This window comes from Polaribacter sp. (genome assembly GCF_036480315.1).
Taxonomy (GTDB): Bacteria; Bacteroidota; Bacteroidia; order Flavobacteriales; family Flavobacteriaceae; genus Polaribacter.
Window position 1 is genome coordinate 1 of sequence record NZ_JAZGGG010000007.1, and the last position, 13420, is coordinate 13420.

The 13420-nt window shown below is 28.7% G+C and carries 11 protein-coding genes and 1 pseudogene; 4 read left to right on the forward strand and 8 right to left on the reverse strand.

The genetic code is table 11. The annotated features are described in order from the left end of the window. A pseudogene (locus V3V28_RS01345) lies at nt 1–111 on the forward strand (IS982 family transposase); the annotation flags it as partial. A 76-nt stretch (nt 112–187) separates the two neighbouring features. Further along, complete coding sequence (locus V3V28_RS01350) at nt 188–1195, forward strand: 3-oxoacyl-ACP synthase III family protein (protein WP_331363220.1); 1008 nt, start codon at nt 188–190, stop codon at nt 1193–1195. 402 nt (nt 1196–1597) lie between these two features. Here V3V28_RS01350 and V3V28_RS01355 read toward each other — a convergent pair whose 3' ends face one another. Both V3V28_RS01355 and V3V28_RS01360 read right to left on the reverse strand, forming a co-directional pair. Beyond that, nucleotides 1598–4012, reverse strand: coding sequence for a TonB-dependent receptor domain-containing protein (locus tag V3V28_RS01355; RefSeq protein WP_331363221.1), 2415 nt, complete (start codon nt 4010–4012; stop codon nt 1598–1600). Nucleotides 4013–4157: 145 nt separating this feature from the next. Further along, nucleotides 4158–6602, reverse strand: coding sequence for a TonB-dependent receptor domain-containing protein (locus V3V28_RS01360; protein ID WP_331363222.1), 2445 nt, complete (start codon nt 6600–6602; stop codon nt 4158–4160). A 94-nt stretch (nt 6603–6696) separates the two neighbouring features. On the opposite strand from V3V28_RS01360, the gene V3V28_RS01365 reads away from it, so the two are divergent. After that, the gene (locus V3V28_RS01365) at nt 6697–7059 is read left to right on the forward strand and encodes a CoA-binding protein (RefSeq protein ID WP_331363223.1); all 363 of its coding nucleotides are present in this window, start codon (nt 6697–6699) and stop codon (nt 7057–7059) included. Here V3V28_RS01365 and V3V28_RS01370 read toward each other — a convergent pair. Genes V3V28_RS01370 through pyrR form a run of 5 tightly spaced genes read right to left on the reverse strand, consistent with a single transcriptional unit; the run spans nt 7056 to nt 10105 of the window. Then, nucleotides 7056–7973 carry a ribonuclease Z gene (locus tag V3V28_RS01370; protein WP_331363224.1) on the reverse strand — a complete coding sequence of 306 codons (918 nt, stop codon included), beginning with the start codon at nt 7971–7973 and terminating at the stop codon, nt 7056–7058. The genes V3V28_RS01365 and V3V28_RS01370 overlap by 4 nt on opposite strands. After that, the gene (locus tag V3V28_RS01375) at nt 7970–8290 is read right to left on the reverse strand and encodes a T9SS type A sorting domain-containing protein (RefSeq protein ID WP_331363225.1); all 321 of its coding nucleotides are present in this window, start codon (nt 8288–8290) and stop codon (nt 7970–7972) included. Before V3V28_RS01375 ends, V3V28_RS01370 begins: the two co-directional genes overlap by 4 nt. Nucleotides 8291–8300: 10 nt before the next feature. Further along, complete coding sequence (locus V3V28_RS01380) at nt 8301–8633, reverse strand: hypothetical protein (protein ID WP_331363226.1); 333 nt, start codon at nt 8631–8633, stop codon at nt 8301–8303. A 1-nt stretch (nt 8634) separates the two neighbouring features. After that, entirely contained in the window at nt 8635–9564 is a 930-nt protein-coding gene (locus tag V3V28_RS01385) for an aspartate carbamoyltransferase catalytic subunit (protein ID WP_331363227.1), read from the reverse strand. A gap of 1 nt (nt 9565) precedes the next feature. Then, nucleotides 9566–10105 (reverse strand): bifunctional pyr operon transcriptional regulator/uracil phosphoribosyltransferase PyrR, encoded by a 540-nt coding sequence (gene pyrR / locus V3V28_RS01390; protein ID WP_331363228.1) that lies wholly within the window; start codon nt 10103–10105, stop codon nt 9566–9568. Between the two features lie 190 nt (nt 10106–10295). Here pyrR and V3V28_RS01395 point away from each other — a divergent pair, with 190 nt between their 5' ends. Next, nucleotides 10296–11666, forward strand: coding sequence for a tetratricopeptide repeat protein (locus tag V3V28_RS01395; protein WP_331363229.1), 1371 nt, complete (start codon nt 10296–10298; stop codon nt 11664–11666). A gap of 314 nt (nt 11667–11980) precedes the next feature. Here the strand turns inward: V3V28_RS01395 and V3V28_RS01400 are convergent, their stop codons facing one another. Further along, nucleotides 11981–12877 carry an alpha/beta hydrolase gene (locus V3V28_RS01400; protein WP_331363230.1) on the reverse strand — a complete coding sequence of 299 codons (897 nt, stop codon included), beginning with the start codon at nt 12875–12877 and terminating at the stop codon, nt 11981–11983. Nucleotides 12878–13420 lie beyond the last annotated feature (543 nt).

The following is a 13420-nucleotide window of genomic DNA, read 5'->3' on the forward strand; positions in this document are numbered from 1 at the left end:
GGTTTTAAGACTAGAATACTCTCAAAATTAACCTCATTAACAATTATTCAATTCATTAATAAGTTTACTTTTGATAGAAATATTAACAACTTAAAAATTAGTATTATTTAAATGCACAACGGGTAAATAAATTAGTATGTTTGATAGCTCAATTTTATTGATATAATAAATAACCATACAAGATATTATGTATAATTCAAAAATAACTGGTTTAGGATATTATGTTCCAGAAAACGTTGTAACAAACAATGATTTAAAGGAATTTATGGATACTTCAGACGAATGGATTCAAGAAAGAACAGGTATAAAAGAAAGACGTTGGATTGATCCTAAAACAGATGATACAACGGCAGTTATGGGAGCGAAAGCTGCTAGAATTGCTATTGAAAGAGCTGGTTTAACAAAAGATGATATCGATTTTATTGTATTTGCAACTTTAAGTCCAGATATGTATTTTCCTGGTGGAGGTGTACAAGTGCAAGAAATGCTAGACATGCCAACAATTGGTGCTTTAGATGTGCGTAACCAATGTTCTGGTTTTATTTATGCAATGTCTGTAGCAGATCAGTTTATTAAAACAGGAATGTATAAAAACATTTTAGTAATTGGTTCAGAAAATCATTCTGGTGGTTTAGAACGCTCTACAAGAGGTAGAGGAGTTACTGTTATTTTTGGTGATGGAGCAGGAGCAGCTGTACTTTCTAGAAGTGAAGAAAAAGGAAGAGGAATTTTATCTTCTCATTTACATTCGGAAGGAAAACATGCAAAGAAATTAGTTTTAGAAGGACCATCTACACAACGTTGGGTGCCAGAGATTTTAGAAAATAATGATCCGGAAGATCAAAGTTATTACCCTTATATGGACGGACAATTTGTATTTAAACATGCAATTGGTCGTTTTTCTGAAGCAATTGTAGAAGGTTTACAGGCAAATAATTTACAGAAAGAAGATATAGATATGTTAATTCCTCACCAAGCGAATTTACGTATTGCACAATTTATACAGAAGAAGTTTCAATTGTCTGATGACAAGGTGCATAACAATATTATGAAGTATGGAAATACAACTGCTGCTTCAGTAATTATTGCTTTAACTGAAGCTTGGGAATTAGGTAAGATAAAAGACAACGATTTGGTTGTTTTAGCTGCTTTTGGTAGTGGATTTACTTGGGGTTCTGTAATTATTAGATGGTAATAATAATTATTGATTTATAAAAATGAAGAAAAAATATAAGCTGCTTTTATTACTATCAAACATTTTTTTGATAATTTTTGTTTTAAATATTTTTGCAAAATTTATTGTTTTTCAAAACTCTTGGATAAATGCAGTTTTAATTTTTCTCTTTTGTATTATGAATGTTGTTATCGCTTTAAAAGCTTCTTTTGAAGCTGCGGAAAATAAGTGAATTCTATAGTTGAAAACTATTTAGGGAATCTTAAAAATTGCCAAGACAATTACAATTAAATCAATAAATGATAGTATTTTGGTCGTTTTTGTATTATTCGCTAACGTGAGCAAGTTTATTCAACGTTTTAATGTTTCATAAACATAGTTAGAGAAGTTCTGTTTTTTTAAGCTTAAAAGTAAATTAAACTTTTACAAAACGCCACCACTTCCTTGGGTTTCGTTTTCTTCTCTATATTTTCTATCTCGTTCTCTGTTTTTTCCGCTTCCGAAGTTATAAGAAAAACCAAGGTAAATAGAACTGTATTCTAGTGTGAAATTTCCTGTTTGTGGAAACGGGTTGGTAGACGAAAAAGCCAGTTTATAATTGTCAAAAATATCGGTTGCTCTTATAGATAAAGAACCATTTCCGTCTAAAACAGACAATCTTGCAGACGCATTTACCAATAAAAAAGGATCTACTTTAAATTGTACGCCTTCACTTTTGCCTCTATAAGAACTAGAGAATTGAAAGCTTAACTTTTTAGATGCTTTAAAACTATTACTAATTCTAGCTCTAAACATAGTGTTTTTAACGCTTTCCTTTTTATTGTTAATTAAACCTTGGCTGTCTTGTATATATAAGCTTGTGCTTGGTCTAAAAGTCCACCATTTTGTCAATTTAAAACTAGATGAGAATTCCACACCGTAACTATCTGCAGTATCATAATTTGCATATGATAGAATTTGCCTGTCTGCATTAATTAGGTCTCTATTTATAATTCTGCCAATTTTATTGTTGGTATTTCTATAAAATCCGCCAAGAGTTAGATATCCTTTATCTAGTGTTTTGGTATAATTTACTTCAAAAGAATTGGTGAATTGAGGTTGTAATTGATTGTTTCCTACAGAAATTGTAAGCGGAGAAGCCCATTCTTGAATTGGTGTAACTTGGTCAATACCAGGTCTATCAACTCTTCTGCTATAGCCCAATTGAAATTCATTTTTATCGGAATGATAATAGGTTAAAAAAGCAGACGGATATACATTAAAAATAGCATTAGTATAAGGAGTTATTGTTGTTTGTTGTGAGTTTGAGAAAAGTCCATCCACAGAAAATTGCTCAAAACGTAAACCTGCTTGTAAAGCAATTTTTTTATATTCTTTGTTGTAATTAATATAGGCAGAATAAATTTCTCTGTCATAATTAAAATTGGTGTTTCCTTTTTGGGCTGTTGACGGGTTTCCGCCAGTTTCTATTTCTTGGTCAGTAATAATAGAATTGAATGCTTTTTGTGTTCTTGCTTCTAAACCAAGTTCTAAATTACCACCTTTTATAGGCTTTGTATAATCTAAATTTATCAAAAATGTAGAATTATCATTAATGATTTTATTGGTGTAATTATACGTTTTAGCTGAAGGATTTATCAATTCCTCATTAAAATCGTTTTGTGGATTTGTACTGTCCGAATAACTGATTTCTAATTCTATATTTTGCCCTTTATCATCTAAATCTAATTTATAATCTGCATTATAAGATTGTTCTTTTGTATCAAAAACGGATAAGTTTGGCGTATGTAAAATTAGATTAGAATTCTCTACGGTTTCTGTATTGATGTGGAAATCTGTATCCGTAAAACTTTGCGTAGTAAAAAAGGACAATGTATTTTTATCATTCAAGTAAAAATCAACTCCAGCTTTTATATAGTTATTTGTAGAGTTGTCTAGATAATCAATAGTTTGCGATAAATTTTTGTCGCTTCTATCAAAAAAAGCATTGGTTTCAAATTTACCAAAATCCAAACTGTAGTTTCCATAAAAATTGACTTTTCCTGTTCTGTAATTTAAATCTAAAGAACCAGTAGGTCGTGTATTTTTACTATGTTCTACACCAATAGAATAGGAGCCATTAAAACCAATTGTGGTATTCTTTTTTAGGATGATATTTATAATTCCACTCATTCCTTCTGGTGTATATTTTGCAGAAGGATTTGTAATAATTTCTACACTTTCTACAGATGAAGAAGGAATCTGCTTCAATAATTGAGATGGAGACAAATTAGAAGGTTTACCATCTATTAAAACACGTACATTTTCATTTCCTCTTAAACTGATATTTCCTGATTGAAAATTTACATTTACAGAAGGAATATTTTCTAACATTTGTAAAGAATTTGTGCCAGCAAAAGCTAAATCTTTACCAATATTTATAACTTTTCTATCAATTTTTTGAACAACAGTTGAGGTTTCCGATTGAATAACAATTTCTTTTAAAGCAGTAGTATCTTCTTCTAAATAAACAGTATCGATAGTAACTGTATGTTTTTCTTTAGATAAGATCGTTTTTGTTTTAAAAGTCTTGTATCCAATAAATTGAATGTCAATGTAAACTGAATCTAAAGGAACCTTGCTAATTAGAAAAGTTCCTTTTTCATTTGAGATTCCACCAGTAAGAATCGTGTTTTTTTTGTTTTTACAAACAATATTTACATAAGGTAACGGATGTTTTGTTTTAGCATCTAGAATGATTCCAGAGATACTACCAACATTAGAATTTGTTTTTTCTGATTCTTGAGAAAAAAAAGAAATGGAGAAAAATAATAGAATTAGAGGTATAGACTTTTTCATAGTTTTTTTTGTAGTAAAGTAAAAAGTATAGCAATTAAATACGTTTCACTTACGCGTATAAAAGTAACTAATTTTATTAGAACAAAAAAACCTCAAATTCTGCATTACAGAGTTTGAGGTTTCAATCTATTGGTTATGTTTTTTATTAAAATCCACCACCACTTTGTTTGGTGTTGTCATCTCTTTGTCTTCTTCTTTTTGCTTTGTTTTTCCCACTACCAAATCTGTAATTAAAACCTAAATAAGCTGTTTGGCTTTCCCAATTAAATCTTCCATTTTGTACAAAAGGATTCGTAGCGTTGAATGCAAATTTCATTCCTTTAAAGATGTCATTCATTCTAAAGTTAATAGTACCTTTTCCGTCTAAAACGGTTAAACTTGCACCGGTATTTATCATCCACATATTATCTACCTTCCATTGAATATCTTCAGAAGGGCCTCTGTACATTGCAAATAATTGTAATCTTAAGTTTTTAGAAGCTTTAAAACTATTGCTAATTCTTGCATTAAAAACTTCATTTGTAATTTCAATTCTTGGCACATTTTGAGTTACAATTCCGAATTGTTTTTGAGAATAAAAATCCATACTAGAGTTTATTCTCCACCAATTATTTACTTTATAATTTGCAGACAATTCTAAACCGTAAGAATTTGTGTCTTCAAAATTTGTAAAAGAAAGAATTTGTTTTACATCTGGGTCTAAAGGATCTGCATTTGTAACACGAGAAATATTATCATTAATTTTTCTGTAAAAAGTTCCAAAAGTTAAAGAACCTCCTTTAATTTTACGTGTATAATTTACTTCATAAGAATTTGTAAATTGTGGATTTAATCCTGGGTTTCCAACAGAAGTAATTAATGGTGTACTCCATTCTCTAATTGGGTTTAATTGCCCAATTCCTGGTCTATCTACTCTTCTACTATAGCTTACTTGAAATTGATTTTTATCTGAAGCTGAATACGTGAAAAAAGCAGATGGGTATACTGTAAAAATATCATCTGTTATTTTTTTTGTAGCAGCAGTTTCTTGGTTAAAAATTCCTTCAATTTCATATTGTTCTAAACGTGCACCTAATTGCATCGTTAATTTACCGAACTTGTGACCATAATTTATATAACCAGAGTATATTTTTCTATCATAATCAAAAGAAGAGTTACCAACTCTTTCATAACCTGTAATGTTTCCATTAAGATTTCTAATTTCTCTTTCTTGATCTGTAAGGTTTGTATTTGCAGTATTATTTGTTCTATATTCTAAACCTAATTCTAATTTTCCTTCTTTAGAAACTGGGTTTGTATAATCTACATTTATTAAAGCATTGTTTCTACCGTTTTCTATGTCATTTGTATAATTAAAAATTTTATAGTCATTAGCACCAATTAATTTTAAAGCATCATTGTTTTCTGCATCTTCAGGATTATCTGTTCTGCTATATGTTGCTTCAAACTCTAAATTATGACCTTCTTTTTCGAAGTCTACTTTATAATTTACATTATAAGTACCTGAATTATTATTTTGATCTTGAATGTTTCTAGCATCAGAAATTAATGTTCCATTTCCATCAATTATTGTGCTTCCATTTCCACCTCCAGTAAACTTGTTTTGAGTTGTGTAAAAAGACAAGGTATTTTTATCATTTAAATAAATATCTGCACCAACTTTTAAAAGATGTGATTTATTTTTATTTACAAATTGAAAATTTTGTAATATTTTCGTAGAAGGCCTGTCTACAAACCCGTAATTAAAATTATCACCTCCATTATAACCATAATTAGCAAAGAAATTTACTTTTCCTGTTTTATAATTCATGTTCGTAGATGCATTATAACGCACATAATGTCCAGCAGTAATACCTGTGTCTACTGAACCATTAAAGCCTATGTTTGCATTTTTATTTAGAATAATGTTTATAATTCCACTCATACCTTCTGGGTTATATTTTGCTGAAGGATTAGTAATTAATTCAATACTTTTTATAGAAGTTGAAGGAATTTGTTTTAACAATTGTGCCGCTGAAATATTGGTTGGTTTTCCATCAACTAAAACACGTACATTATCATTTCCTCTTAAGCTAATAGAACCAGTTTGGCTATCTACACTTACAGATTGTACATTGTTTAATAATTCTGAAGCTGTTGTACCAGCAGAAGTTAAATCTTTACCAACATTAATTACTTTTCTATCTACTTTTTGAACTACAGTTGAGGTTTCTGCTCTAATAATAATTTCGTCTAGAGAAGAACCATCTTCGTTAAGTGAAATAGTTCCTAGGTTTATGTTCTTATTTTTATTGGTTATGTTTATTTCTTTAGAAAACGTTTTAAATCCAATAAATTGAACTTCAATAAGACTTTTTCCTTTAGGAATATCTTTAATGTTAAATAATCCGTTTTCATTTGTAATTCCTCCGGTAATAATTTTTTTAGCCAGATCTCTTACAACAATATTAACATAAGGTAATGCTTCTTTAGTTGTTTGGTCTATTACTTTACCAGATATAATTCCCGGTTTTGGTAATTTTCTTTTTGCTAATTGAGCAAAAGAATTTGCAGAGATAATTAGTAAAACGAATAATAGTATTTTTTTCATTTTTATGGTTTTTACTTTCGTTTGATGCTAAATAGACGGTGCATTGTTTATATTTGTTACTGGTATTAACAGTGTTTAACACAATCTTAACAATATGAAAAATGTAACATTAGTTATTGGAGCTTCTACAAACCCTAATAGATATTCTAATATTGCAATTAAAAGATTAATAGATAGGGAAGTAGCAGTTGTTGCTTTAGGTTTAAGAAAAGGAAAGGTTTTTAGTGTTAGTATTGATGATGAAAAGAAAGAATACAAAAATATTGATACAGTAACGTTATATCTAAATCCAAAAAGACAAGAAGAATATTATTCTTACATCATCGGTTTACAACCTAGAAGGGTTATTTTTAACCCAGGAAGTGAAAATATGGAGTTTGTGAAATTATTAAAAGAAAATAATATTGAGGCTGAAGTTGCTTGTACTTTAGTTTTGTTGAGTACAAACCAATATTAATCTACAGAAAAAACCTTACCCGTTTCTGCAATATCTACATTTTCAAAAACGGTTGCAGCTTCTTTTTTGAATAAAGAAATGTCTTTATATCTGCCAGAATAATGGCCAACAATTAACTTACTAACATTAGCTTCTTTGGCAATTTTTGCTGCTTCAATAGAAGTAGAGTGTTTTGTTTTTTTAGCCAAACCTTGTCTGTCATCTAAAAAAGTAGCTTCATGATATAATAAATCCACATTTTTTATGATAGGCACAATATCTGGTTTGTAGCAAGTATCACTACAAAAAGCAAAACTTAATGGTTTTGGCGGATTGAGTGTTAGTTCTAGATTACTTACAATTTCACCAGAAGAAAGCACAACATCTTTACCAGCTTTTATATTTAAATAATCTGCTCTGTCAATTTCTGGATAACCGCTAATATTTAGCATGTTTAATTTTCGTGGTTTCTCTTTTTCAGTAAATAAGTATCCGTTTGTATAAACTCTGTGTTTTAACGGAATTGTTCTTACTGAAACTTTATCATCTTCAAAAATAAGTTCACTTTCATTTGATGATAATTCGTGAAAAACCATGTTGAATTTCGCATGAGATTCAGAGATTTTCAACATTTGCATGGTTGCTTTTTTAATCCCTTTTGGACCAAAAATATGCATGTCTTTCTCTCTACTTAAAATACCGTAAGTAGACAATAAACCTACTAACCCATAATAGTGATCGCCATGTAAATGAGAAATAAAAATATGATCTATTTTAGAAAAACCAACTTTGTATTTCCGCATTTGACGTTGCGTACCTTCGCCACAGTCAATTAAAAAATTACGGCTGTTAATTTCTAAATATTGTGAAGTTGGAAAAGCATTTATACGTGGTGTTGCTGAATGACACCCTAGAATAGTTAAGCGTAAACTCATCTAATAACAAAGCGTTTAGATATGATGTTTTTCTTATCTTGAATGCTGTAAATATACATTCCAGCAGCTAAATCTTTTTTTAGAAAAGGGATTGAGTTTTTACCAATTTTTGTTGAAACTCTTTCGCTGTAAACAGTTTTACCTAAAACATTTTTTACACTGAAAGTAATATTAGAATTACTCGTTGTTGTAAAAATAATTTTTGTTGAATTTGTAAAAGGATTAGGAGCTGCAGATAAATTATTTATCGATTTTTCTTGAGAAAAACCTATAAACGAAATGTTTAATAATAAAACAAAAAGTAATTTTTTAACCATTTACTTATTTTTAAAATCCTAATTCTCTTTCAATGTTTTCCATTTCTATAATATCTTCTGCTTCTTGTAAAGTAGGAACAATATTAAATGTTTCTGGAAATTCATCCACATTTGCAGATGTATTTACAACTACAAATGATGTGCCACTTTCTTTGTTTTGAGTAGCTATATTCAAAAATAGCAAAAAATATTTATTAGTAATGTTAATATCTTCAGAAATTTGAAGAATAAGGTGTGTTTCTTTCAAATCTTTATCAAGATTTAAGAAACCTTTATAAAATTCTTCAAAGGAATTTTCATCCGAAGAAATAAGTGTGTAGTTTTCTTTTTTTTCTATTTGCATATTATCTTTTAACCTGTTGTGCTAACAAATAAATAACTGCCATTCTTACTGCAACCCCGTTTTCTACTTGATTCAAAATAATAGAATCAATAGAATCTGCAACATCACTAGTAATCTCAACACCTCTATTTATAGGTCCTGGATGCATTATTACAATTTTCTTGCCAAGATTGTCTAAAACCTCTTGGTTAATTCCAAAAAGCTGTGTGTATTCTCTGGTAGAAGGAAAGTATTTAATATCCATTCTTTCATGTTGTACACGTAAAACGTTGGCAACATCACACCATTCTAAAGCTTTCTTTAAATTAGTTTCAACTTCTACACCTAAACTAGAAATATATTTAGGAATTAACGTTGTTGGTCCGCAAACCTTCACTTTTGCGCCTTGTAATTGCAGTGCATAAATGTTAGATAAAGCAACTCTAGAGTGTAAAATATCACCTACAATTACAATCTTTTTCCCTTTTACCGAACCTAATTTCTCTCTAATTGAATAAGAGTCTAATAAAGCTTGTGTTGGATGTTCGTGTGTACCATCACCAGCATTTATAATTTTTGCATCTACATGTTTCGATAAAAAAACACCTGCTCCAACATTTGGGTGTCGCATAACAACAATATCTACTTTCATAGAAAGAATATTGTTTACAGTATCTATTAAAGTTTCTCCTTTTTTTACTGAAGACTGGCTTGCAGAAAAGTTAATTACGTCAGCAGAAAGTCTTTTTTCAGCAAGTTCAAAACTTAATTTTGTTCTTGTACTGTTTTCAAAAAATAAATTTGCAATTGTAATATCTCTTAAAGAAGGTACTTTTTTAATTGGTCTATTAATTACTTCTTTAAAATGATCTGCAGTTTTAAAAATAAGATCAATATCGTTTGCATTTAGATATTTTATTCCCAATAAATGTTCTACACTTAACTCTTGCATATTATTTTTGTTCTATATAAACGGCGTCTTTTTTGTGAGTTTCGTTCCAAGTAACCAAAACCTTTTCATCATTTATAGCATCTACTTGTCTTCCTCTATAATTTGGTTGAATTGGTAAATGTCTACTAAACCTTCTATCTATTAAGACTAATAATTCAATAGTTTGGGGTCTTCCGTAAGATTGTATTGCTGTTAAAGCAGCTCTAATACTTCTTCCAGAAAATAATACATCATCTATAATAACCACTTTTTTATTCTCTATTAAAAAATTCATTTCGGTTTTAGAAGCCTCTAAAGGCGTATATTTTCTTCTAAAATCATCTCTATAAAACGTGATGTCTAAAAGACCCAATTCTAAATTTTTTATTTTGTATTCGGTTTTTAATAAATGTGCTAATCTATTTGCAAGAAAAGAACCTCTTGGTTGTAAACCAATTAAAACGGTATCTTTAAAATCATTGTGATTTTCAATTAACTGACACGCTAATCGATGAAGTATGATTTCAATATCTTTAGAGTTAAGTAAGGTTTTTTTGCTCATAAGAAGCCTATCATTTTAAGTAGATAGTTATTGAAAATCAAAATTACTGCAAATAAACGTATGCACAAAATTTATTAGGGCTAAATAAACAAAGCGGTTGTTAATTAAATTGTTGAAAACAATAAGAACGTTTTTAAATGTGGTACAAGACTTGTAGTACCTTTAATATACTAATTCAAATCTAAAAGTTATGTCTTTAACAAAATTTGAATCCATGCTTAAAACCAACAATATTTATTTTTTTGATTTGGTTGAGTTTGAAGAAATAATAATCCACTATCTAGATTTTGGTAAACATTCGCTTGCAAAAAAAGCAGTGAAATTAGGCTTAGAGCAACACCCCCAATCTGTAGATTTAAAATTATTACAAGTAGAAATATATGTTTTTGAAGATGAGCTAGATAGTGCTTCTACATTGTTAAAAAAAATAGAAAAAATAGAACCAACTAACGATGAGGTTTTTCTTCAAAAAGGAACTATTAATTCTAAAAAAGGGTTCCATAAAAAAGCAGTTTTAGATTTTAAAAAAGCACTTTCTTTAACGGATGATAAAGTAGATATTTGGTCTTTATTAGGCATGGAATTTCTGTATTTAGACGATTTTACAAACGCTCGTTTAAACTTTGCGAATTGTTTAGATGTAGATTTTGAAGACTATTCTGCACTTTATAACATTGTGTATTGCTTCGATATGGAAAAAGAACATGAACAAGCAATTCAGTTTTTAACTTCTTATATTGATAAAAATCCTTACTGCGAAGTGGCTTGGCACCAAATAGGGAGGCAATACTTTATTTTAGAGCAATACAATGAAGCTTTAAAAGCATTTGATTATGCGGTTTTAGTAGATGAATCTTTTATTGGTGGTTATTTAGAAAAAGCAAAAACATTAGAAGAATTAGAGCGTTACAAAGAAGCAATAGATAATTATTTAATTACTTTAGAATTAGATGATCCTACAGCATTTGCATTTGTAAGAATTGGCGAATGTTATCAAAAATTAGATAAATATGAGGCTGCTATTTCTTATTATAAAAAAGCAGTACATGAAGACCCTTTATTAGATAGAGGTTGGTTTTTATTAACCAATTTATATTATGAAGTTAACAATTATGAAAAAGCAGCACATTATGTTGCAAAAGCTATAAAAATTGATGAAGATAATTCGCTGTATTGGAGAAGATATTCAGAAATTAATTTAAAGCTAAACTTTTTTGAAGAAGCTGTTGTTGGTTTTGAAAAATGTCTTGCTTTAAATGACGATTCTCCAGAAATTTATATTGGTTTAACAGATGTATTGTCTTTTTTAGGCGAATTTGACGATGCTTTAAAGCTACTTTTAAAAGCACAAAAAGTCTATAAAGAATTTGCAGAAATTGAGTATAGATTAGCGGGTTTGTTTTTTGTGTTAAATAAAGAAAAATACGCATTAGATCATTTAGTAAGTGGCATGAAACTAGATTACGATTATCATGTTATTTTAAGTGAAATATATCCAACATTTTTTGAGAACGCAAAAGTGCAAAAGCTAATTACAGATTTTAAAAAAGCAAATGAATAAAAATTACGAGCTCTATAAAATGTAAAAACCTGAATTTAAAATTCAGGTTTTTTTATGACTTTTATTAAAATTTACAGAGAATAATTTAAAAAAAAAAAATAGAGCATTACTTTCATTCATTTCTATTTGTTATATACGGATGTTGTAATACGTTATTTTCTCTTTATCAAATCTAGTAACTTATTTTTTTTTCTAAATCTCTTTCTAGTTAGATATAAAAGTTTGTAATTAAGTGTAAGTGAATGATTTTTTTGACTTTGTGAGAAGTTAAATGAAAGCATTAGAGTTAAAAATGTTCAGAGTTCCTGTTGGTTTTATTCATTTAAGATTAAGCTTTTAATCTTCGCATTAATCTCTTTTGAATAATACTGCAATCCCATAATATGCGCTTTGTCTATTTCATAAAATTCTTTGGGTGTATTTGCACTTTTAAATATTTTTTCACCAAACTTAAAAGGAACTATTTTATCTTCGACACTATGAATTATTAAAACAGGTTTGAAGTTTTTCTGTATTTCATTTTCTGCCTTAATTTCATTTTTAACAAGATTGCCAAAAAAAGGTGACATATGTTTTGCTTCATCTTTATGAGCAGAAAAAGCACCTTCTATAACAAGTCCTTCAATATCTTCTTGCTTATTTGAACCTACAATTGATGCTAAATATCCTCCATAAGATTGACCGTAAATGATTAGTCTTGTATTTTTTATAGTTTCTATTTTTTTGATATAGTTAAATGCGGAATATGCATCTTTAAGAGCATTTTTTCTTGTAGATTTCCCTTCTGAAAAACCATAGCCACTATAATCAAAAGTAAAAACTTGAAAACCATATTGTAAAAGAGGTTCAATCGATTTATAGTGCGATAAAACATTTTGTGCACTACCGTGAAAATGCAAAATAGTAGCAATAGGTTTGGTGTCTTTTGGTGTTAAAAGCCATCCGTTTAAGAGGTTTCCGCTAGAACTCGAAAAGAAAGAGCTTTTTATTGTGTAGTTTTCGTTAATTGTTTTGCGATCTGAATTTGATAATGAAATTTCGGAATTAGATTTATCATATTGAAAGTATGTTGGTGTTCTATCCTCTTCATAGCTAAATTCAGTCAATTTATCTATATCCATTGGTACTTTTATTGGATGATGAAATTTACTATTAAAAGCACAAGAGGTGAAGAATAATGATAGAATTATAAAAAATAAAGAATGTCTCATATTGTGATTGTTTTAAAGCTCAAAAATGAAATATTTTAAATTAAATCACCTGACACATTTGTGACAAAATTATTTTTTAGAAATATTTTTTCTAATTCTACTTAAAGATTGGCGTTCTATACCCAAATAAGAAGAAAGGTTAGATAAACTAATCCTATTCATAATTATTTGATTGTTTTTTATAAATTCCAAATACCTTTCTTCTGCATTTGTAAATAAAAAATGTTCTATCCTATCTTGTTTTTGTATTAATATTTGTTCAGCTATTAATCTGCCATAATGTTCAAAATTTTTAAAAAGGCTATAGGCTTCTTTTATTTTTATGTATGGTAAATTAACAATTACTGTAGGTTCTAGAACTTCTATAAAATATTTTGATGGTTTCTGCCTAATAAATGAAGGATAATCAGAAGCATATTTATTGGTCTCAAATATAGTTAAAACTATGCACTTTAGTGCATCTCGCTTTAGCTTCTAAAAATGTTTACCTTTGTCTTATGTCAAAACAAAGAACAAATGGTCATACTGTTTCAAGATTAACTG